This window comes from Sphingomonas sp. jy18 (assembly GCF_056931895.1).
On the sequence record NZ_JBXPBT010000001.1, the window covers coordinates 898829 to 918904 of the forward strand.

The window sequence follows — 20076 nt, forward strand, 5'->3', positions numbered from 1 at the left end:
ATGATGGCGCGGTTCCTGAACTGGCTGACGCCGGTGCGTCTGGCCCTGCTCGGCTGGGCGCTGGTTTCGGTCGCCATGCTGGTGGCCCATGCACCCGGCTTTGCCACCCTCGCCACCGTCGATCCCGATGACGCGCTGCGCCTGGTGCAGGTGCGGGACCTGCTCGGCGGGCAGGCGTGGTGGGATGTCAGCCAGCACCGCATCAACCCGGCCGGCGGCGGCGGGCTGATGCACTGGAGCCGCATTGTCGATTCGCCGATCGCGCTCGGCATTGCCGCCTTGTCGCCGCTGGTCGGCACCACCCTCGCCGAACAGCTGGTGCTGGCGCTCTGGCCTCTGGCATTGCTGGCCCTGACCTTCGTCGTGCTGGCCAGATTGTCGAGCTTGCTCGGTGACCGGCGCGTGGCGCTGATCGCCCCGCTGCTGCTCGCCACCGATTACATGATCCTCTATCAGTTCGCCCCGCTGCGGATCGACCATCATGGCTGGCAGATCATGCTCGCGGCGGTGGCGCTGACCATGCTGCTGCAGCCAGCCAGCGGCAGGAGCGGGCTGTTCGCCGGCCTCGCCGCGGCGGCCTTGCTGGCTATCTCGTTGGAGGGCCTGCCAGGTGTCGCGCTGTTTGCCGCCCTGCTTGCCGTCGTCTGGCTGTGGAGCGGCAGCAAGGCCGCGGGGGAGCGGTTGCTGACCTATCTGTGGACGCTGTTCATCGCTGCGGCCGCGCTGCAAATCCTGACCCGCGGGCCGGACGCGCTGGTGCAGCGCTGGTGCGACGCGCTGTCGCTCCCCTATCTGGCGGCGCTCGGCGTCGCCGCGACCCTGGTCACTCTCGGCCACTGGATCGTCGAGCGGCGGCACGGCGGGCGGATGGCGCGCACCCTGCTGCTCTGCGTGGCCGGGGCCTGCTCCGCAGCCGCGCTGGTTTCCATCGAGCCGCTGTGCCTGAAGGGGCCGTTCGGCACGCTCGATCCGCTGGTCCAGCACTATTGGTACAATAATGTCCGCGAAGGCCTGCCCTGGTGGAACACGCTCGACGACCTGTCGGGCTTCGCTCTGGCGCCCTCGCTGGTCGGGTTGATCGGCTGCTGGCTAGGCTGGCGCCGCGCTGGCGAGGTCGAGCCGGCCCAGCGCTGGCTGATGCTCGGCGGCGCGCTTGCCGGCATGACCCTGCTGTCCTTGCTGGTGTTCCGCACCGCATCGACCGCCCATCTGTTCGCCCTGCCCGGCTGCGCAATGGTGGGGCTGGTGCTGTGGGACAAGGCCCGCGCCATCGCGACGACAGTGCCGCGGGTGCTGGCGTCGCTGGCGACAGCCGTCGCCCTGCCGCCGGCCGCCGGCGCGGTACTGGCCCTGCTGATCGTCGGCGCCGTGGGCAGCAAGCCGGCCAACGGCACGGCGGCCGTGCCCGACAAGCCCTGCGTCGATTCAGTCAGCCTAGCCGGCCTTGCCAAGCTGCCGCCGTCGGTGCTGCTGACGCCGCTCGATATCGGGCCGCATCTTCTGCAGCATTCGGCGCACAGCGTGGTCGCCACCGGCCACCACCGCAACAATGCGGTGATGGCCAAGGTCATCGCCGTCTTCACCGGTCCGCCCGAGCGCGCCGAAGCGCTGGCGCGGACAACCGGTGCGCAGGTGATCGTGGTCTGTCCGGCCGCGCAGGAGTATCGCAATTTCCGCGATGCCCCCGGCGACGGCCTCGCCGATCGGCTGGCGACCGGGCCTGCGCCGGACTGGCTCGTCCCGCTCGACCTGGGCGCGGGCGCATCGCTGAAGGCGTGGCGGATCGTCGATCCTGCTCGGCCAAGCCGCGAGCAAAGCGCCCGGCGCTAGCTGGTCAGCCGCTGCGCTTCACCGCGCCGCGATGCGCACCGACCGGGCCCTTGCGGCGGTTGTAGTTGCGTGGGCGATCCGCCTTGGCACCATCGTCGCGCCGATGCGCGCTGCCCGGCGGATTGCCGCGGCCCTGCGGACGGCGCACGCCATCGCGTTCGCCCTGCACCGGGGCGGGCTTGGGCAGCGCCTGCACCTGCGCCACGAAATTTTCGGGCAGCGGCACCACGTCGAGCTTGATCTTGGTCAGCCGCTCGATGTCCTTGAGATACGGCTTTTCATCATTGGCGCAGAAGCTGATCGCCACGCCCTCCGCGCCGGCACGCGCGGTGCGGCCGATGCGGTGGACATATTGTTCGGGTACATTGGGCAGTTCGTAGTTGAACACATGGCTGACGCCCGACACGTCGATGCCGCGTGCGGCGATGTCGGTGGCGATCAGGATGCGCACGCGCCCGTCGCGGAACGCCTGCAGCGCGGTGGTGCGCTGGGCCTGGCTCTTGTTGCCGTGAATGGCGACGGCACCGATGCCGCAGGCAGCGAGCTGGCGCACCACACGGTCCGCGCCATGTTTGGTGCGGGTGAAGACCAGCGCCCGGTCGATCGGCTGGTTCTTGAGCGCCAGCGCCAGTAGCGCGGGCTTTTCCTTCTGGTCGACAAAGGTCACCGCCTGGCTGACCCGTTCCGCCGTGGTCGCCGCCGGCGCGACCGAGACGCGCACTGGATCGGTCAGGAACTGCGCGCCGAGATCGGCGATCGTCTTGGGCATGGTGGCGGAGAAGAACAGGGTCTGGCGCTGGGCCGGCAACAGCGCATGGACGCGCTTGATCGGCTGGATGAAGCCGAGATCCATCATCTGGTCGGCTTCGTCGAGCACGAACACCTCGACGCCCTTGAGGTGCAGCGCGCGCTGGTCGATCAGGTCGAGCAGGCGGCCCGGTGTCGCCACCAGCACGTCGACACCGCCGACGATTTCGCGGATCTGCTTGTTGATCGGCACGCCGCCGAACGCGGTGGTGACGCTCAGCCGCTGGAACCGGCCATAGTCGCGGAAGCTGTCGGCAATCTGCGCGGCGAGCTCCCGCGTGGGGGACAACACCAGCACGCGCGCCGAACGCTTGGGCGGCGGGCCGGGGTTGCGGGCCAGATAATCGAGGGTCGGCAGCGCGAAGGCCGCGGTCTTGCCGGTGCCGGTCTGGGCGATGCCGCACAGGTCGCGGCCGTCGAGCACCGGCGGGATCGCCTGCAACTGGATGGGGGTCGGCGTTTCATAGCCCTTGGCGGCGAGCGCCTTGCGGATGGGTTCGGAAAGACCGAGGGTCTGGAATGTGGTCATGGGTACACAGCTTTCATGGCCGACGGGCCGGCAGCCACGCGCCATCGACGGCGCGCGCACAGCCGGCGCGGCAGCGGGTTGGAAACCGACCCGCGTGAAAGGGACAATCTCTGGAACAAGACGAGGCACGCGCCCGGCTGGCCTCGCGTTTTCATGGTCGCGGGCAATCACGCTGCCGGGTCCGCACCGGGCAATGGGCCCGCGTGCTGCACTCGTCGCTGCGGCCTATGCGCGCAAATCCTTCAAAAAGCAAGCACCGGCCGGATGTGTGCTCGGCGCGGCATTGCGTCAGCCGTTCATCCGCGGGTGCTGGGGCTAAACTCCATCGCCACGCCATTCATGCAATAGCGCTTGCCGGTCGGGCGCGGGCCGTCATCGAAGACATGGCCGAGATGGCCGCCGCAGCGCGCGCAATGCACCTCGGTGCGCGGGAATCCGAGCGCAAAGTCGGTCGAGGTGCCGACGGCGCGCGGCAAGGGCGCGTAGAAGCTGGGCCAGCCGGTGCCGCTGTCATATTTGGTGGTCGAGGAGAACAGCGGCAGATCGCAGCCCGCACAGCGGAAGGTGCCGCTGCGATGTTCGCTATTGAGCGGATGGCTGAACGGACGTTCGGTGCCCTCCTGCCGCAGCACATAATATTGCATCGGCGTCAGCCGCTGCCGCCACTGTGCGTCGGTCAGCATATAGGGGAAGCGGGCCGGGCGTTCCGACGCGCACGCGCTGGTGCCGAGCGCGACCAGCGATCCGGCCAGTGCGGTAGCGACCCCCAGCAGGGAGCGTCGGGAAATTGGGCTGTGGTGCATGGCATCATCCTGTCGGCCTGATTGGACCTCGTGTGACAGGATATACGTTCGCAACCCCGATTTGGATACAAAGCCGGTCACAATCGCGTCATTGCGGCGCGGCGGTCGCCCCTCAGGCACTGCCACCCCCGCACTGACCGCTGCGCTCAATAATGTTCGAGCGTGACCATCATCTTCTTGTAGCCGTGCACGAAGCAGGCCGGGACCCGGTCCGGCTCGGCGTCGACGCGCACACGCAGGCGCCGCTTGGCCATTTCCTCGAGCAGCACCAGCAATTGCAGTTCGGCAACGCGGGCGCCGACGCAGCGGTGGATGCCGTAGCCGAAGCTCAGGTGACGGCGCGCGTTCTCGCGGCCGATATCGATATGCTCGCCATCGGTGAACACGCTTTCGTCGCGGTTGGCGGACAGATACCACATGGCGAGCTTGTCGCCCTTTTTGATCTGATGGCCGAACAGGTCATGATCCTCGAGCGCAGTGCGGCGCATGTGCGCCAGCGGGGTCTGCCAGCGGATGATTTCCTGCACCGCGTTGGGGATCAGCGACGGATCATTCTCCAGCCGGGCGCGCTGATCGGGATATTTGTCGAGACCATAGGCAAAGGCCGACATGGTGTTGCGGGTGGTATCATTGCCGCCCACGATCAGCAGGATGAGATTGCCCATGAATTCATACTGATCCATGTCCTTCATCGCGTCGGAATGGAGCATGATCGAGATCAGGTCGTTGCTCGGTTCCTTGCCGATCTTCGACTGCCACAGCGCGCCGAACGCCGCGCCCATTTCCATCGCCTGCTCTAGCCGCGCCTTGCGGTCCGCCTCCTCGCGGAAGCTTTCGATGTCGCCCAGCGCGTCGGACCAGCGAGTCAGCTTGCTGCGTTCTTCCCACGGGAAATCGAACAGGCGCGCCAGCATCTGCGTGGTCAGTTCCATCGAGACGCGCTGCACCCAGTCGAAACTCTCGCCGATCGGCAGCGAATCGAGCACCGCCGCGGTCCGCGCGGTGGCGTCCGCCTTCATGTCGGCAACGGGTGTCGGGCCGAAGGCCGGGGCAACCGTGCGCCGCTGCGCGCTGTGTTTGGGCGGGTCCATGGCGATGAACATCGGCATCGGCGTTTCGAAGCTGAGCAGTGACCCCTCGCCCTGCCCGGCGACGGTGATGCCGCCGAGATTGCCGGCAGACGAGAAAATGGCTGGCAGCGCCTCGATATGGACGATCGGCTTGTAGGTGGTGATCGCCCAATAGGGCCCGAAGCGCGCATCTTCGAAAAAATGGATGCCGCCGTCGGCGCGCAGCGCGCGGAACGGCTCTTCAAAGCTGCGGTGCTGGTAGAGATCCGGATGGCAGACGTCGGCGAAGCGCGAGGCTACGCCCGGGCGGTCGCTGGGCGGGGGAGCGTAGGTGCTTTCGGATGCAAGGGTGGCCATGGTCGGTCTCTCCTGAAACACGGGGGCTGCGGGCGCGATTCCCGGCGCCTCTCATTGGGGGGAAGAATGCCACTGTTTACAGCGATGTCAACAGTCGTTGCGCAGCGCTTCTGTCCCGGTCACACAGGCCCGTCGGCGGGCACCGGGGCGCGCTTTGCCCACGGCCACCAGCTGCCGCCGGAACGCAGCACGCCGGCCCGGAACAGGCGGACGCCGACGGCAATGGTGATGGCCAGCCACAGCGACTGCCAGCCCAGCGCCAGCAGGTGCGGCAGCACGGAGGCATCGGTGGCCCCGCGCGCCGCCATCGCGAAGGGCGAGGACCAGGGGACGATCTGCGCGACCGTCGCCACCATGCTGCCCGGGTTGTTGGCGGCAGCGGTCGACAGTGCGAACATGCCGATCTGGAAAAAGGTGATCGGCATCGACAACATCTGGATTTCGCGCACCGTCGCCGCCTGCGCGCCGACGCTGAGGAACATCGCGCCGAGCAGCAGGAAGGCGGCGAAGAAATAGAGCAGGCCGAAACCCAGAAACAGCGGCCAGCCGATGGCCGGCGTCAGCTGCAGTGCTGCGGCGGCCTCGGGTGGCATCTGGCTGATCGCGGTCGCAAGGCCGGCGCCGATCAGCGTCGCCCAGAAACCGACGAACAGCAGCGCGACACCGAGCATGCCGATCAGCTTGCCGAAAAAGACCGCCTCCAGCCGCACGGCCGCTGCCAATATCTCTATGACCTTGTTCGATTTTTCCTCCGCCAGCATGCCGACGCTCTGGCTGGCGAGGATCAGGGTAAGCAGGAAGATAGCAAACACCGCGCCATAGCCGAGGCCGGTCTGCGCGGCGCGGCCGCTGCTGCTCGCCGCGATGGTGGTGAAGCGGGGCATGCTTGCCGGGCCGGGCCGGCTTGCCGTGTCGACGCCTTCGCGCGCCACCGTCTCCGCCAGCGTCGCCAGATAGCGGCCCTCGAAACTGTCTTCGCCGCGCACCGCGATGCGCGGGGCGGCGGCATTGCCTTCCAGAATGGCGAGCACGTCGGCATCGCCGCGCATGTCGGCAACACTGTCGGCATGGTCGGCCGAGGCAGGCATCACCACCAGCATCGGCGGCCCGCTGCGCCCGCCTGAAACCTTGCGCAAGCGCGCGTCGACGGCGGCGAAGGCGGCACGCTCGGCTTCGGGCACCACCGCGACGATCCGTTCCTGCTTGCCCGCCGTTTCGGCAAGCCCGCCGGCCGTCATCCCGCCGATCGCGCCGAAGCCGATCATCATCAGCGGTGCGAGCAGGAACAGGAGGAAAGTCGGCGTGGCGACGATCGAGACGAAATCGCGGCGCGCGATGACGAGGGCTTGCGAGAACAGGTTCATGCGGCCGCTCCTTCGCGCGCGTGACGCTCATCGGCGCTTTCGCCGACGATCTTGACGAACGCCTCGTGCAGGCCGGGCCGTTCGATCGACAGGCCTTCGACGCCATGGTGGCCGGCGACCAGGCTGGCGAGCATGGCCTCCACCCCGTCATCAGCCACGGTGAAGCGCCATTCGCCGTCCCGGTAATCGGCATCCGCCGGCAGCAGCGCCGCCAGCGACGCATCGTCGGCGCCGTCGCGCGCGCGGTAGCGCACGCCCAGCGGCAACAGGCTGCGCGCTTCCTCCACCGTGCCTTCGAACCGGCGCTTGCCGCCTGCGATGATCGCCAGCCGGTCGCACAGCCGCTGCGCATGGCCCATCACATGGGTGGACAGGATGATGGTCGCACCGCGATCCCGCTGCGCCAGTATCTGCCGTTCGAGCAGTTCCTGATTGACCGGGTCGAGCCCCGAAAAGGGTTCGTCGAGCACCACCAGTTCGGGATCGTGCACCAGCGCGCCGACCAGCTGCACCATCTGCGACTGGCCCTTGGACAGCTTGCGCACCTTCTGCTTGGCGGCGTGGCCCAGGCCGACCTCCGCCAACCGGGCATCGGCGCGGCGACGGCCCTCGTCGAGCGGCAGCGCGCGCAGCGCGCCCATGAAGGCGATCGCGTCGCGCGCGGTCATGCCCGGATAGAGGCCGCGCTCTTCCGGCAGATAGCCGACCCGCGCCGCCACATCGCGCGGGCGATCGCTGCCGAGCAGGCGGCGCGTGCCCGAATCGGGGTCGATGATGCCCATCAGCATGCGCAAGGTGGTGGTCTTGCCGGCTCCATTGGGGCCGAGCACGCCGTAGATCGCCCCTTTCGGGATGATCAGCGACACGCCCTCGACCGCGCGGAAGCCGCCGAATGTCTTGACCAGCCCGTCGGCCAGCACCACCGCTTCGCTCACATCTGGACCCTTTGTCGTGGCGGCACTGTGACAAGCGCCGCGCCCATGGATATGGGTGCCGGTGGCGATAGGCAACCGGCGTAAACAAGTGGTTCAGGCAAGCGCACTTCCCGGCGACATGGCGGAGCATATCCGCGCCCGCGCGGCTGCGCACGGCTTTGCCGCCTGCGGCATCGCCCGCGCCGACGCCGCGTCCAGGGCCGCCGCGCGCCTGCGCGCCTGGCTCGACGAAGGCTGTCATGGCGAGATGATCTGGATGGAGGCACGCGCGGACGAGCGCGGCTCGCCCGCCGGGCTGTGGAGCGAGGTCCGTTCGGTGATCATGCTGGGGATGAGCTATGCCCCCGGCCATGACCTGCTGGCGCTGGACGGCGTGGGGGACCGGGGCCGCATCTCCGTCTATGCACAGGGGCAGGATTATCACGACATCGTCAAAAAGGCGCTGAAGGCGCTGGCGCGCGACATTGTCGCGACCGCGCCCGACAGCGCGCTCAAGGTCTTTGTCGATACCGCCCCGGTGATGGAAAAGCCGCTGGCCGAAGCGGCCGGGCTTGGCTGGCAGGGCAAGCACAGCAATCTGGTCAGCCGTGCGCACGGCAGCTGGCTGTTCCTCGGCGCGATCTACACCACGCTAACGCTCGCCCCCGACCCGCCGGGGCGGGACCGCTGCGGCTCCTGCCACGCCTGCCAGAGCGCCTGCCCGACCGACGCCTTCCCCGCGCCCTACCGGGTCGATGCGCGGCGCTGCATTTCCTATCTGACCATCGAGCACAAGGGGCCGATCCCGCACGAATTCCGCAAGGCCATCGGCAACCGCATCTATGGCTGCGACGATTGCCTGGCGGTATGCCCGTGGAACAAGTTCGCCGACACCGCCCATGCGCACCGCGCTTTCCTGCCCCGCGCCGAGCTGGTCGCTCCGCGCCTCGCCGACCTGCTCGCACTCGACGATGCCGGGTTTCGCGCGCTGTTCGCCGGATCGCCGATCAAGCGGATCGGCCGCAACCGCATGGTGCGCAACGCCGCGATTGCCGCGGGCAACAGCGGCGATGCGACGCTGCTGCCCCGCCTCCAGGCCCTCACCGGCGATGAGGACGCCGTCGTCGCGGAAGCCGCCGGTTGGGCGCTGGAGCAGCTCAGCCGGTAAAGACCAGGTCTATCCCGATCGGTCTGAGGGCTGCGCGCCAATCGGCAAGCGCGTGCTTCGACAGACCCGGCCCTGCGGCCAAAGCGGAGCAGGACAGACGCTAGCGGCGGCGGAGGGCGCGCACGCAATCGTCGCGCTCCATCGGCGTGCCATCCGGACCGCGGGCATCGACGTAGGTGACCACCGGTTCGGCACCCGAGCGGGGCGGATAGAGATAGGCGTCGAGCACACAGGCCTCCCCCGCGAACTGCAGCTTGTGCGCCTGGCCCTCGGCGATATCGAGCCGGGCCTCGCCGAACAGCCGGGCCAGATCGCGCGCCGAGCGGCCGATCACCGGCTCTGCCCCGTCGCTCGCCGTTGGCAGGCTGCCGCCACGGTGCGTATTGCTCGCCGGCCGCTGCCCGGTGGTCTGCGCCCCGGCAGGTACCGCAGCGACAGCGCACAATAGCAGCGCGACGATGGCGGAGGCGCGCACGCTCACGCCGCTTCTGTCCGCCCCCGGCCATGCAGCATATGCACCGCCAGCGCAGCGCCGAACACCGGCGCCAGCAGATTGAGCAGGGGCAGCATGAAGGCCAGGGCCGCGGCGAGGCCCAGCAGCAACCGGTCCTGCCGCGCCAGCGGCCGCAGCCCGAGGTCCGGATGCCGGGCCGCCGCCATCTCCTCCAGATCGCGGCCGAGCAGCAGCATATTGATCAGTACCATCAGCACCGGCGTGCCGACGCCGGTCACCAGCAGCGCCAGATAGACGGGCGCGGCCAGCAGGTTCCAGCCGATCGCACGTCCGGCGGAGCGCAGGCCCAGCCGCAAACCGCCGAGCAGGCTGACCGGCGTCGCCGCGGCCGCTGCGGCGGGATAATGATCCTGCTCCACCGATTCGACGATACCGTCGGTGAACAGGCCGATCACCAGCATGGCGACCGCGCGAAACAGGAACCACAGCAGTAGCAGGCCCAGCCCGGCGGCGATGGCCGCGGCCAGCGCGCCCTGCCCGGCCGGAAACCAGCGCGGCATCACCTGCGTCTCCAGCAGCCACCACAGCCCGGTCCCGGCAGCGACGAACAGCGCTGCGGTGATCGCGCCGGTCAGCAACAGCAGGCGCAGGGTCTGCGGATCGAGCAGCTGGCGCAGCGAAAGAAGCACGAGACGGAGCATCGAAGCAGGTGATGCCGCCTGATCCCGCTTGCCGTCAACCACGCTTGCCCTGACGCGCCCGGCCCCCTAGAGCGCGCGCGACCATTTTCCTTGCCACGGAGCATCCATGACCAGCCCGCGCACCGATGTCGTTGCCATCGGTAATGCCATCGTCGACGTCATCGCCAGTGCCACGCCCGAATTCCTGCACGAGATCGGCGTGGAAAAAGGATCGATGCGCCTGATTTCCGCTGAAGAGGCGGTCGATCTCTACAGCCGGATGGGGCCAGGGCAGGAAGTCAGCGGCGGCTCGGCGGCCAACACGCTGGCCGGGCTCGCCGCACTCGGGCACCGCTGCACCTTCATCGGGCAGGTCGCCGACGACCAGCTCGGCGAAGTGTTCGTCCATGACATGCGCGCCACCGGCATCGCCTGCGATGTGCCGCCGCGCCCGGGCCCGCCGCCCACCGCGCGCTGCCTGATCCTGGTCGCGCCGGATGGCGAGCGCACCATGAACACCAGCCTCGCTGCCGCGCATTACCTGCCCGAAAGCGCGATCGACGAAGCGATGATCACCAACGCCAGCTATCTGCTGATCGAAGGCTATCTGTGGGATCCGCCCGAGCCGCGCGCCGCCATCCGCAAGGCGATGGCCATTGCCAGGGCATCGGGCTGCCGGATCGTGTTCGCGCTGTCGGCGCTCTATCTGATGGGCCTCTATCGTCAGGATTTCCTCGGCCTGATCGATGACGGCATGATCGACGTGCTGTTCTGCAACGAGGAAGAAGTGCTGGCGCTGGTCCCCGATACGCCGTTCGAAACGGTCATCGCCCAGCTCGCCGCCAAGGTGCCGACGCTGGTCGTCACCCGCGCCGAACAGGGCGCGCTGGCGGTGCAGGGCGCGACGCGCGCCGAAGTGCCGGCCGAAGCCGTGGCGCGGGTCGTCGACACCACCGGTGCCGGCGATACCTTCACCTCCGGCTTCCTCGCCGGTCAGTTGCAGGGCCGCAGCCTGGCCGACAGCCTGACGATGGGGGCGATCTGTGCTGCGGAATGCATCGGCCACATCGGCCCGCGCCCGCAGGCGGACCTCAAGGTGCTGGTTGCCGCGCGGCTGGGGTGAATAACCTACCCTCCCTTGATTGGGAGGGGGTTATGGCTTCGACTTGATCCGCAGCAGCTCCCGGTCGGCCGGGCCGAAGCCGCGCGTCCAGATGATCCAGCCATAAATGGCGAGGATCACCGGCACGCCGATCAGCAATTCGGCCCATTCGGGAATCTGGGTCGCGCCATAGCCCAGCACCACCGCGCCGCCGGTTGCCCAGAAAATCGCGGCGCGCCACCCGTGCACCCGAGCGCCGGTCAGCCGCGCCAGCAGCCGCGCCTTGACCAGCGAGGCGACACCGAGCGCGATGGAGAGCGCCAGGGCGACGGCCACCCCATAGGCCGCAGGCGGCCAGCCGGCTTCGCGCACGATGAAGCAGAACCCCAGGCTGAGCAGGCCCTGCAGCGCAATCATGCCCAGCGAAATCAGGAAGTTGCGGCGTGGCGCCAGATAGACCAGCGCCGCTTCGCTGGTCACCGCGGTCGAGGCGACCACTTCCGCCGCCAGCAACAGGGCGAGGGCCAAGGTGCCGGCCACGAAGCCCGGTCCGGCGAGGCCCATGATCGCCTCCCCCGGAATGCCGAGCGCCAGCGCTACCCCCGCCTGCGCGGCAAGCACCCAGAAGCCGACCTGCGCCACCTGCGCGGCAACGTCCTTGAGCCGCCCTTCGGCGATGCCGCGCGCCACCACCGGGCCCAGAATCGGATCGAAGCTGGTCTTGAGTTTCTGCGGCAGCGAGGCGACCTGCTGCGCGACATAATAGATGCCGACAATGCCCGGTGCGGCGAACAGGCCCAGCACCGCCAGATCGAGCCGGCGCGAGCCCCATTCGATCGCATCGGCACCGGCCAGCGGCAGGTTCTGGCGCGCCATGCCGATCAGCCGGCTGCCCTGCAGCGTCCACCCCTGAGGCAGGCCATAGGCGCGCAGCAGCGGAATCATCGCCGTCGCCAGCGCGGCCAGCATGGCTGTCGCGTAGGACAGGATAAGGCCGTCCTGCAGCGTCCAGAAGGCAAAGCCGAAGGCAGCGATGCTGATCGCCCACGGCTCGACAATGGCGCGTGCCCGCACCGAGGCGCCGATGTCGTAGCGATAGGCCAGCGCCGCCAGCGCAATATCGGTCCAGGCGATGGCGATGATGATCAGCGGCAACAGCCGGTCGAAGCGGTTGATCTGGCTGTTGGGAAACATAAGCTGCGGCACCAGCATCAGCAGCGCGGCAAAGGCGAGACTGGCGAGCAGGGCAACCAGCATGGCGTCCCACACGATGTTGCGGTGCTTGGCCTCGTCCTCGCATTGCGACAATAGTTGGGCCAGGCCGCGCTTCAGCCCCAGCGTCGCCAGCTGTGCGGCGAATTCCACGACCAGTATCGCGTAAGCAAACCGCCCCAGCGCATCCGCGCCATACCAGCGCCCAGCAAAATAGAGGAAGGGCAGACGCGCGATGAGCCGCAGCACGAAGCCGAACACGTTGGTGCGGCCGCCCTTGGCGAGCGCCTGCACATCGTCCCTGCCACCTGCGGCAGGGCTGTCGGGGGCGGCAGGATCAGCCAAGCCGTGCCCAGCCTTCCCCGGTCAGCGGCCGCGCCAGCAGCGCATGAATGACGTCACCGACCCGCGCCGTGCCCGAGACCAGTTGCGCAACCCCGGCGCAGATCGGCATGTCGATGCCCCGGCGCTGCGCATCTTCGGCCAATATCGCCGCGCTGAACGCGCCTTCGGCAACGGTGCGGCGGTCGGCCAGCAAGGGGCCGGGTTCCGCACCCGAGCCCAGCGCTTTGCCAAGGCTGAAATTGCGCGACGCCGTCGACGAACAGGTCAGCACCAGATCGCCGAGACCGGCAAGCCCGGCCAGCGTTTCCAGCTTCGCGCCACGTGCGAGGCCATAGCGCACCAGCTCGGCGAACCCGCGCGAGATCAGCGCCGCCCGCGCATTCTGGCCGAGGCCCGCCCCGTCGACGACACCGCAGGCGATGGCGAGAACATTCTTGACCACGCCGCCGATTTCCGCGCCGATGACGTCGTCCGACACATAGGGCCGGAAGGCAGGGCGGGCGATCCGCACCGCCAGATCGCCGGCCACCGCCAGGTCCCGCGCCGCCAGCGTGACGGCGGCAGGCAGGCCCTGGCCGACTTCATGCGCGAACGTAGGGCCAGAAAGGACCGCGACCGGGCCCGACCAGCCGGCGTCTTCGGCGACCTCGTTCATCAGGCGCGCGCTGCCCTGTTCCATGCCCTTGCTGCACAGCAGCAGCGGCTGGCCATGGTCGGGCACCTGGCCGAGCAGGCCCGCCACATGCTGGGCGGGCGCTACTACCAGTATCAGCGGACAATCGCCGAGCATGGCCAGCGACTGCGTGGCGACGATTGCCGGGGAAAGCGCGATTCCCGGCAGGTAGGCGGGATTGGCATGGGTCTGGTTGATCGCATCGACCACCTCGGGTTCGAAGGCCCACAGCCGCACCGCGCTTCCATCGGATGCCGCCATCTGGGCAAGCGCGGTGCCCCACGCGCCGCCACCGAGAACGCCGATGGCCGCAGTCACGCCTTCACCCCCGCGCCACGCACCGCCTCGGCATCGGGATCGAGCGGCCAGCGCGGGCGCGCCGGCGTGTCGAGCGGGTCGGTCAATCCGGCAGCCAGGCGTTCCGCCCCTGCCCAGGCGATCATCGCCGCATTGTCGGTGCACAGCCATAGCGGCGGCGCGACGAAATCGAGGCCATTGTCGCGCGCGAGGGCTTGCAGCCCGGCGCGCACGCTGCCATTGGCGGCCACCCCGCCAGCAACCACCAGCGCCGAGACCGGCCCGGCCGCGGCAATCGCCCGTCGGGTGCGATCGATCAGGCAATCGACCACTGCCGCCTGGAACGAGGCAGCGATATCCTCGCGCCGGTATTTTTCGGCCTGAACGGCGCGGGCGACCGCGCTCTTCAATCCGGCAAAGCTGAAATGCGGTTCGGCGCTGCCGAGCAGCGGGCGCGGCAGCGGCACCGCCTTGGCATCGCCGGTTGCGGCAAGCTTTTCCAGTTCCGGCCCGCCCGGATAGGGCAGGCCCAGCAGCTTTGCCGACTTGTCGAACGCCTCCCCGGCGGCATCGTCGATGGTCGTGCCCAGCCGCCGGTAGCGCCCCACGCCTTCGACGGCGAGCAACTGGCAATGGCCGCCCGACACCAGCAGCAGCAGATAGGGGAAGGCAAGATCGGGATCGGCGAGGCGCGGGCTCAGCGCATGCCCTTCCAGATGATTGACCGCGATCAGCGGCTTGCCGCTGGCATGGGCCAGCGCCTTGCCGGTGACGAGGCCGACCATGACGCCACCGATCAACCCCGGCCCGGCGGTGGCGGCAATGGCATCGACGTCGGCCAGCGCAAGGCCGCTTTCGCCCAGCGCCTGCTCGACCAGCGGCATCAGCCGGTCGACATGCGCACGCGCCGCGATTTCGGGGACGACCCCGCCATAAGGCGCGTGGCTTTCCGCCTGACCGGCCAGCGCATGCGCCAGCACCCGCCGGTCGGACGTGACCAGCGCCGCCGCGGTCTCGTCGCAGCTCGATTCCAGTCCGAGGATGATGGCCATTGGTGTGTGCAAATGCTCCGCTTGGACCCCCACATACCCGCCCCTTCCCTCGCACCGCAAGCTTGGGCTAGTCAGGGTGCATGACCCTGCCTTTCCCCGACCGGCCGTTCCGGCTTGGAACCCGCTCCTCACCGCTGGCCATGCGGCAGGCGGAAATGACGCGCGAGGCGCTGTGCGCCGCCCATGGCTGGCCGCTCGGCGCCGTCGAGCTGGTGCCGGTGGTGGCATCGGGGGACAAGATCCTCGATCGCGCCCTCGCCGACGTCGGCGGAAAGGCGCTGTGGACGCGCGAGCTCGACGTGTGGCTGGGCGAAGGGCGCACCGATGCCTCGGTACATTCGATGAAGGATGTGGAGACGATCCGCCCTACCCAGTTCGTCGTCGCCGCCATGCTCGAGCGCGCGGACGGGCGTGACCGGTTGATCGGCGCGCCGAACATCGATGCCCTGCCGCAGGGCGCCATTGTCGGCACGTCTAGTCCGCGCCGCAGCGCGCAGCTGCTGCGGCTGCGGCCCGATCTCAAGCTGGTGCTGCTGCGCGGCAATGTCGGCACCCGCCTGTCCAAGATCGCGGCGGGCGAAGCCGATGCCACGCTGCTCGCCGCAGCGGGGCTGGACCGGCTGGGTATGGCCGATACCGGCGTTGCCATTCCTTATGACGTCATGCTTCCGGCGCCGTCGCAGGGCGCAGTCGGCATCGAAGTGCTGGCCGACAATGCCCATGTGCGGGCGCTGGTCAGCGCCATCAACCATGAGCCGACCTGCCGCTGCGTCGAAGCCGAGCGCGAACTGCTGGCCGAGCTGGGCGGCGACTGCCGCTCGCCGATCGCGGCGAGGGCGACCATCGGCGTGGATGGGGCGCTGCATCTGGCCGCCGAGATTCTGGCGATGGATGGCAGCGATTGGGTCAGCGAAGCCGCGCTGATCGCCGGTGAGACGACCCCTGCCGACGTCGCGCGCCGGCTGCTCGACGCCGCACCGCCCAGCGTACGCGCGCTTTTTGCCGGATGATGGCTACAGCCCGACCGCGGGTGCTGGTGCTGCGGCCTCAGCCGGGTACGGCGGAGACGGTCGGCCGGCTCGCAGCGTGCGGCATCGCCGCCACGCCGCTGCCGCTGTTCACGGTCGAGCCGCTGGCATGGCAGGCCCCGCCGATCGACCGGCAGGATGCCCTGCTGCTGACCAGCGCCAATGCCCTGCGCCACGGCGGTCCGGGACTGGCCACGCTGACCGGCCTTCCCGCCTGGTGTGTGGGGGACAGCACCGCGAGGGCAGCGCGCGCTGCCGGTTTTAATGCGGCCCGCGTCGGCGACCGCGGCGTGGCAGACCTGGTCGGAGCGGGAAGCGAACGCCTGCTGTGGCTGTGCGGCGAGGATCGCACTCGGATGGATGACGTCATCGAGCCACGGGTGACCGCTGTGCCCGTCTATCGCAGCAGGGCCCTGCCCTTGCCGCCAGCGGCGCTGGCCGAGCCCTGCATCGCGATGCTGCACAGCAGCCGCGCCGCCGGGCAACTGGCCGAGGCCGCCACCGACCGCAGCCGCGTCGCGCTTGTCGCGATAAGCCAGGCCGTCGCCGATGCCGCGGGTGCCGGCTGGCAATCGGTCCTCGTCGCGGATAGCCCCGGCGACGCACAGATGGTGGCACTCGTCGCCAAGCTGTGCCAGAACATGGCCCCAACGGCGCGCGAACGACCCGCCGGCCCGGGCGAGCAAGGCAAAGCAGATGAATGACAGCGCAAGCGCATCCTTCCCGACCGCCAGCGACGGGCCGACCATCTACCCTGCCACCATCGATGCGCCAGCGCGCTCGCCCTGGCGGCTGACCACCATCGCGCTGATCCTCACGCTGCTGCTGGGCGGCATAGGCGGTGGTTGGCTGGCGCTGACCTTTCTGGGCCCGGCATCCGGGTTTGCGCTGTCGCCCGAGCCAAAGGCGGCGCCAGCCCCCATCGCCAACGCCGCCCAGCCGCTGCCCCAGCGCCCGGCCGCCGCGCCGATGCCGCTGAGCCCCGCCGAAACCAGCACCGTGACTGCGCGTCTTGGCATGCTGGAGGAGCGGCTGGCGCGCATCACCCTCGCCGCCGAGAGCGCTTCCGGTAATGCCGCGCGCGCCGAAGCGCTGCTGGTTGCCTTTGCCGCGCGCCGTGCCGTCGAGCGGGGCTTCCCGCTGGGGTCGATGGAGGCCCAGCTGCGCCTGCGCTTCGGCGAGAGCCAGCCCAACGCCGTCAATTCGATCCTGAGCGCCGCCAACAACCCGATTACCGCCGATGAGCTGGCAGCGCAGCTCGATGCGCTGCGCCCGGTGCTGCTGACCGATGCGCAGTCCGGCTGGCTGACGCGGGCGGGGCGGGCGCTGACCAGCCTGGTGGTGATCCGGCGCGCCGATGCGCCCTCCAACCGGCCGACCCGTCGCTTTGAACAGGCGCAGCAGGCGCTTGACAACGGGCGGGTGGATGAGGCGATCCAGGATGTCGAGGCACTGCCCGGCCAGCAGGATCCGCTGGTGCAGAACTGGCTCAACGAGGCGCGCCGCTACAATGACGCCCGGCGCGCGCTCGACCTTATCGAAACCGCGGCGATCCTGGAACCGGGCAGCAACCGCGATCCCGACGCCCGCCCCTGATCAGGCAGCGTCGCGCGCCCGGTCGGCGGCAGAGCCGGCATCGCCACTACCACCCCCGCCCGCCGCTTCGAGCAGCCGCTTTTCCAGCGCCCGCAGCCGCGCCTTGCCGTCGATTTTTCCGCCGACCAGGTCAGTGACGTAGAAGGTGTCGACCGCGCGCTCGCCATAAGTCGCGACATGCGCGCTGTGCAGCGTCACCTTCGATTGAAACAGCGCATAGGCGAGCTGGTTGAGCAGCGCCGGCCGGTCCTGCGCATTGACCTCGATCACCGTGAAGCGGTTCGATGCCTTGTTGTCGATCAGCGCCGATGGCTCGATACGGAACGCCTCGGCGCGGGTGCGGGCGAGCGGTTTGGCGACCAGCCGGTCGGTCAGGCGGGTCCGGTTGGCCAGGCTGTCGGCAATCGCCGTGCGCAACCGGGCGATCTGGCTGTCCTCGGCAAAGGGCCGGCCGAGCGGGTCCTGTACCAGGAAATTGTCGACCGCGAGCCCGTCGCGCGTGGTGTGGATGCGCGCGTCGATGATGTTGCCGCCAGCGAGATGGATGCCGCCGGCGATGCGATAGAATAGCCCGGGGTGGTCGACCGCGAGAATGCTGACCAGCGTCGCCTGCCGCTCGCTGTCGAAATCGGCTTCGACCAGCAGCCCGTCGACCGGCCCCTTGCGCACCATCAGCACGTTGCGCACCGCGACGTCGATCGGCTCGGCGATCCAGAAGCTGTCGGGCATGCGCCGGGCGATGCGCGCCATTTCCTCGCTGCCGATGTCCAGCCGCTCGGCCACCGCCGCCTGCTTCTCGGCGATGCGCGTTTCGCGCCCGCGCTGCTTGTGGCCAAGCCGCAGCACCTCTTCCGCCGCGTCGAACAGATCGGACAGCAACTGCCGCTTCCAGCCGTTCCACACCCCAGGCCCGACCGCGCGGATGTCGACCACGGTCAGCGCCAACAGCAGCCGCAGCCGCTCCGGACTCTGCACCGCCGCCGCGAAATCGAGGATCGTCTTGAAATCGGCAAGGTCGCGTTTGAAGGCAGTGGCTGACATCAGCAGATGGTGGCGCACCAGCCAGGCCACGGTTTCGGTCTCCGCCGCGGTCAGCCCTAGGCGCGGACACAGCCGCTCGGCGACCAGCGCGCCGAGCACGCTATGGTCGCCGCCACGGCCCTTGGCGATATCGTGCAGCAGCACCGCAACATAGAGCACGCGCCGCGACATCAGCTGGCCGAGGATGGCGGTGGCCAGCGGATGGTCGGTCCTGAGCTCGCCCTTCTCGATCCGCGCGAGCAGGCCGATGGCGCGGATGCTGTGCTCGTCGACCGTATAATGATGATACATGTCGAACTGCATCTGCGCGACGACGCGACCGAAATCAGGCACGAAGCGGCCGAACACACTGGCCTCGTTCATCCAGCGCAACACCGTCTCCGGGTCGCGCGGTGACGTCAGAACATCGAGAAACAGCGCATTGGCACGGGGATCGCGGCGCACATCGGGGCCGATCAGCCGCGCGTCGCGCCGCGCCGCGCGCATCGCGGTCGGGTGGATTTCCACGCCATGCCGGTCGGCGAGCGCGAACAGCTCGACCAACCGCACCGGATCCTGCTCGAACCAGTCGTCCGTGGGCAGAGCCAGCCGCCCGCGGTCGAGCACGAAGCCGTCGAGCCGCTTGACCCGCCGGGTCATGAAATCGGGCAGCCAGCGCGAGCCGCTCTTGGCCATCTGGTCGTCGAGATGCGCCAGGAACACGCCGGTGACGTCACCCACCGTCTTGGCGTGCAGGAAATAGAGCTGCATGAACCGCTCGACTGCGGACTTGCCCGGCCGGTCGGCAAAGCGCATGCGCCGCGCAATTTCGGGCTGCACGTCGAAGGTCAGCCGGTCCTCCGCTCGCCCCGATATGATGTGCAGGTGGCAGCGCACCGCCAGCAGGAAATTTTCCGCCCGCTCGAACTGCCGCAACTCGCTGCGGGTGAGCAGGCCGGTGTCGACCAGCTCCCCCACCGTGCGCACCTTGTGCAGATATTTGCCGATCCAGAACAGGGTGTGGAGGTCGCGCAGGCCGCCCTTGCCCTCCTTGACATTGGGTTCGACGACATAGCGGCTGTCGCCCATGCGCTTGTGCCGCTCGTCGCGTTCGACCAGCTTTTCGGCGACAAACGCCTTTTCGGTGCCGTTGACCACCTCTGCGGCAAAGCGGGCGGTTGCATCCTCGTAGAGTGCCCGGTCGCCCCAGATATAGCGCCCTTCGAGCAGCGCGGTGCGGATAGACAGGTCGCTGCGCGCCATGCGCACCATCTCGTCGAGCGAGCGCGAGCTGTGGCCGACCTTCAGCCGCAGATCCCACAGCGTGTAGAGCATCGATTCGATGACCTGCTCTACCCAGGGCGTCTGCTTGAAAGGTGTCAGGAAGCCGATGTCGATGTCGCTGTGCGGCGCCATCTCGGCACGACCATAGCCGCCGACCGCGATCAGCGTCAGCCGCTCGCCCGAGGAGCGGTTGCCGCTGGGATAGAGGTAGCCGATGGTGAAATCGTGCAGCAAGCGGACGATCTGGTCGATCAGGAAAGCCTGCGCCTGGCACGCCTCACGCCCGCGCGAGGGATGCTCGCCCAGCCGCCGCGCAATTTCCGCCCGCCCCGACGCCAGCGCATCCCCCAGCAGCACCGCCAGCGCGGCGCGCTTCTGCGCAAGGCTCTGGTCGCCACCGCCCAGTTCGGCCAGCACTTCGGCCAGCGCCCTGCGATCGATGATCGCGCGCCGGTCAGGCAAGGAGGCAAAGCGGTCGGCCATGTGCCCGG

General features: G+C 69.0%; 17 protein-coding genes. 6 read left to right on the forward strand and 11 right to left on the reverse strand.

Annotated elements, in window-relative coordinates:
* Window positions 1-3: 3 nt before the first annotated feature.
* Window positions 4-1830 (forward strand): hypothetical protein, encoded by a 1827-nt coding sequence (locus AC0QC4_RS04425; RefSeq protein WP_483658496.1) that lies wholly within the window; start codon window positions 4-6, stop codon window positions 1828-1830.
* Between the two features lie 4 nt (window positions 1831-1834).
* Here AC0QC4_RS04425 and AC0QC4_RS04430 read toward each other — a convergent pair whose 3' ends face one another.
* The 5 genes from AC0QC4_RS04430 to AC0QC4_RS04450 form a co-directional block, all read right to left on the reverse strand.
* Complete coding sequence (locus AC0QC4_RS04430) at window positions 1835-3166, reverse strand: DEAD/DEAH box helicase (protein ID WP_483658497.1); 1332 nt, start codon at window positions 3164-3166, stop codon at window positions 1835-1837.
* Between the two features lie 296 nt (window positions 3167-3462).
* Window positions 3463-3954, reverse strand: a complete 492-nt coding sequence (gene msrB, locus AC0QC4_RS04435; RefSeq protein ID WP_483658651.1) for a peptide-methionine (R)-S-oxide reductase MsrB — start codon at window positions 3952-3954, stop codon at window positions 3463-3465.
* Between the two features lie 161 nt (window positions 3955-4115).
* Window positions 4116-5396, reverse strand: coding sequence for a cytochrome P450 (locus AC0QC4_RS04440; protein ID WP_483658498.1), 1281 nt, complete (start codon window positions 5394-5396; stop codon window positions 4116-4118).
* A gap of 119 nt (window positions 5397-5515) precedes the next feature.
* The gene (locus AC0QC4_RS04445; protein ID WP_483658499.1) at window positions 5516-6760 is read right to left on the reverse strand and encodes an ABC transporter permease; all 1245 of its coding nucleotides are present in this window, start codon (window positions 6758-6760) and stop codon (window positions 5516-5518) included.
* Window positions 6757-7695, reverse strand: a complete 939-nt coding sequence (locus AC0QC4_RS04450) for an ABC transporter ATP-binding protein (RefSeq protein WP_483658500.1) — start codon at window positions 7693-7695, stop codon at window positions 6757-6759. The genes AC0QC4_RS04445 and AC0QC4_RS04450 overlap by 4 nt, the downstream gene beginning before the upstream one ends.
* Window positions 7696-7813: 118 nt before the next feature.
* Here AC0QC4_RS04450 and queG point away from each other — a divergent pair, with 118 nt between their 5' ends.
* Window positions 7814-8842: a tRNA epoxyqueuosine(34) reductase QueG gene (queG, locus tag AC0QC4_RS04455; RefSeq protein ID WP_483658652.1), complete on the forward strand. Its 1029-nt coding sequence runs from the start codon at window positions 7814-7816 to the stop codon at window positions 8840-8842.
* A 100-nt stretch (window positions 8843-8942) separates the two neighbouring features.
* Here queG and AC0QC4_RS04460 read toward each other — a convergent pair whose 3' ends face one another.
* Both AC0QC4_RS04460 and AC0QC4_RS04465 read right to left on the reverse strand, forming a co-directional pair.
* Window positions 8943-9323, reverse strand: coding sequence for a hypothetical protein (locus AC0QC4_RS04460; RefSeq protein ID WP_483658501.1), 381 nt, complete (start codon window positions 9321-9323; stop codon window positions 8943-8945).
* Window positions 9320-9997: an EI24 domain-containing protein gene (locus AC0QC4_RS04465; protein WP_483658502.1), complete on the reverse strand. Its 678-nt coding sequence runs from the start codon at window positions 9995-9997 to the stop codon at window positions 9320-9322. Before AC0QC4_RS04465 ends, AC0QC4_RS04460 begins: the two co-directional genes overlap by 4 nt.
* Window positions 9998-10103: 106 nt before the next feature.
* On the opposite strand from AC0QC4_RS04465, the gene AC0QC4_RS04470 reads away from it, so the two are divergent.
* Complete coding sequence (locus AC0QC4_RS04470; RefSeq protein ID WP_483658503.1) at window positions 10104-11099, forward strand: adenosine kinase; 996 nt, start codon at window positions 10104-10106, stop codon at window positions 11097-11099.
* 30 nt (window positions 11100-11129) lie between these two features.
* Here AC0QC4_RS04470 and AC0QC4_RS04475 read toward each other — a convergent pair whose 3' ends face one another.
* Genes AC0QC4_RS04475 through tsaD form a run of 3 tightly spaced genes read right to left on the reverse strand, consistent with a single transcriptional unit; the run spans window position 11130 to window position 14657 of the window.
* Entirely contained in the window at window positions 11130-12635 is a 1506-nt protein-coding gene (locus tag AC0QC4_RS04475) for a lipopolysaccharide biosynthesis protein (protein WP_483658504.1), read from the reverse strand.
* Window positions 12628-13569, reverse strand: coding sequence for an NAD(P)H-dependent glycerol-3-phosphate dehydrogenase (locus AC0QC4_RS04480; protein ID WP_483658653.1), 942 nt, complete (start codon window positions 13567-13569; stop codon window positions 12628-12630). Before AC0QC4_RS04480 ends, AC0QC4_RS04475 begins: the two co-directional genes overlap by 8 nt.
* A 53-nt stretch (window positions 13570-13622) precedes the next feature.
* Window positions 13623-14657 carry a tRNA (adenosine(37)-N6)-threonylcarbamoyltransferase complex transferase subunit TsaD gene (gene tsaD, locus AC0QC4_RS04485; protein WP_483658505.1) on the reverse strand — a complete coding sequence of 345 codons (1035 nt, stop codon included), beginning with the start codon at window positions 14655-14657 and terminating at the stop codon, window positions 13623-13625.
* An 80-nt stretch (window positions 14658-14737) separates the two neighbouring features.
* Between tsaD and hemC the strand changes: the two genes are divergently transcribed.
* The 3 genes from hemC to AC0QC4_RS04500 are packed head-to-tail and all read left to right on the forward strand — an operon-like array spanning window position 14738 to window position 17281.
* Window positions 14738-15667, forward strand: a complete 930-nt coding sequence (gene hemC, locus AC0QC4_RS04490) for a hydroxymethylbilane synthase (protein WP_483658506.1) — start codon at window positions 14738-14740, stop codon at window positions 15665-15667.
* Window positions 15667-16389 carry a uroporphyrinogen-III synthase gene (locus AC0QC4_RS04495; protein WP_483658507.1) on the forward strand — a complete coding sequence of 241 codons (723 nt, stop codon included), beginning with the start codon at window positions 15667-15669 and terminating at the stop codon, window positions 16387-16389. Before hemC ends, AC0QC4_RS04495 begins: the two co-directional genes overlap by 1 nt.
* Window positions 16382-17281 (forward strand): mitofilin family membrane protein, encoded by a 900-nt coding sequence (locus AC0QC4_RS04500; RefSeq protein WP_483658508.1) that lies wholly within the window; start codon window positions 16382-16384, stop codon window positions 17279-17281. Before AC0QC4_RS04495 ends, AC0QC4_RS04500 begins: the two co-directional genes overlap by 8 nt.
* Here AC0QC4_RS04500 and AC0QC4_RS04505 read toward each other — a convergent pair whose 3' ends face one another.
* Complete coding sequence (locus tag AC0QC4_RS04505) at window positions 17282-20068, reverse strand: [protein-PII] uridylyltransferase (protein WP_483658509.1); 2787 nt, start codon at window positions 20066-20068, stop codon at window positions 17282-17284.
* Between the last annotated feature and the right edge of the window lie 8 nt (window positions 20069-20076).

Excerpts from the sequence above, each read along its gene's own strand:
- AC0QC4_RS04425 (WP_483658496.1), top strand. The coding sequence starts at position 4 with ATGGCGCGGTTCCTGAACTGGCTGACGCCGGTGCGTCTGGCCCTGCTC.
- AC0QC4_RS04430 (WP_483658497.1), bottom strand. The coding sequence starts at position 3,166 with ATGACCACATTCCAGACCCTCGGTCTTTCCGAACCCATCCGCAAGGCG.
- AC0QC4_RS04440 (WP_483658498.1), bottom strand. The coding sequence starts at position 5,396 with ATGGCCACCCTTGCATCCGAAAGCACCTACGCTCCCCCGCCCAGCGAC.
- AC0QC4_RS04445 (WP_483658499.1), bottom strand. The coding sequence starts at position 6,760 with ATGAACCTGTTCTCGCAAGCCCTCGTCATCGCGCGCCGCGATTTCGTC.
- queG (WP_483658652.1), top strand. The coding sequence starts at position 7,814 with ATGGCGGAGCATATCCGCGCCCGCGCGGCTGCGCACGGCTTTGCCGCC.
- AC0QC4_RS04465 (WP_483658502.1), bottom strand. The coding sequence starts at position 9,997 with ATGCTCCGTCTCGTGCTTCTTTCGCTGCGCCAGCTGCTCGATCCGCAG.
- AC0QC4_RS04470 (WP_483658503.1), top strand. The coding sequence starts at position 10,104 with ATGACCAGCCCGCGCACCGATGTCGTTGCCATCGGTAATGCCATCGTC.
- AC0QC4_RS04480 (WP_483658653.1), bottom strand. The coding sequence starts at position 13,569 with ATGGCGGCATCCGATGGAAGCGCGGTGCGGCTGTGGGCCTTCGAACCC.
- tsaD (WP_483658505.1), bottom strand. The coding sequence starts at position 14,657 with ATGGCCATCATCCTCGGACTGGAATCGAGCTGCGACGAGACCGCGGCG.
- hemC (WP_483658506.1), top strand. The coding sequence starts at position 14,738 with ATGACCCTGCCTTTCCCCGACCGGCCGTTCCGGCTTGGAACCCGCTCC.
- AC0QC4_RS04495 (WP_483658507.1), top strand. The coding sequence starts at position 15,667 with ATGGCTACAGCCCGACCGCGGGTGCTGGTGCTGCGGCCTCAGCCGGGT.
- AC0QC4_RS04500 (WP_483658508.1), top strand. The coding sequence starts at position 16,382 with ATGAATGACAGCGCAAGCGCATCCTTCCCGACCGCCAGCGACGGGCCG.
- AC0QC4_RS04505 (WP_483658509.1), bottom strand. The coding sequence starts at position 20,068 with ATGGCCGACCGCTTTGCCTCCTTGCCTGACCGGCGCGCGATCATCGAT.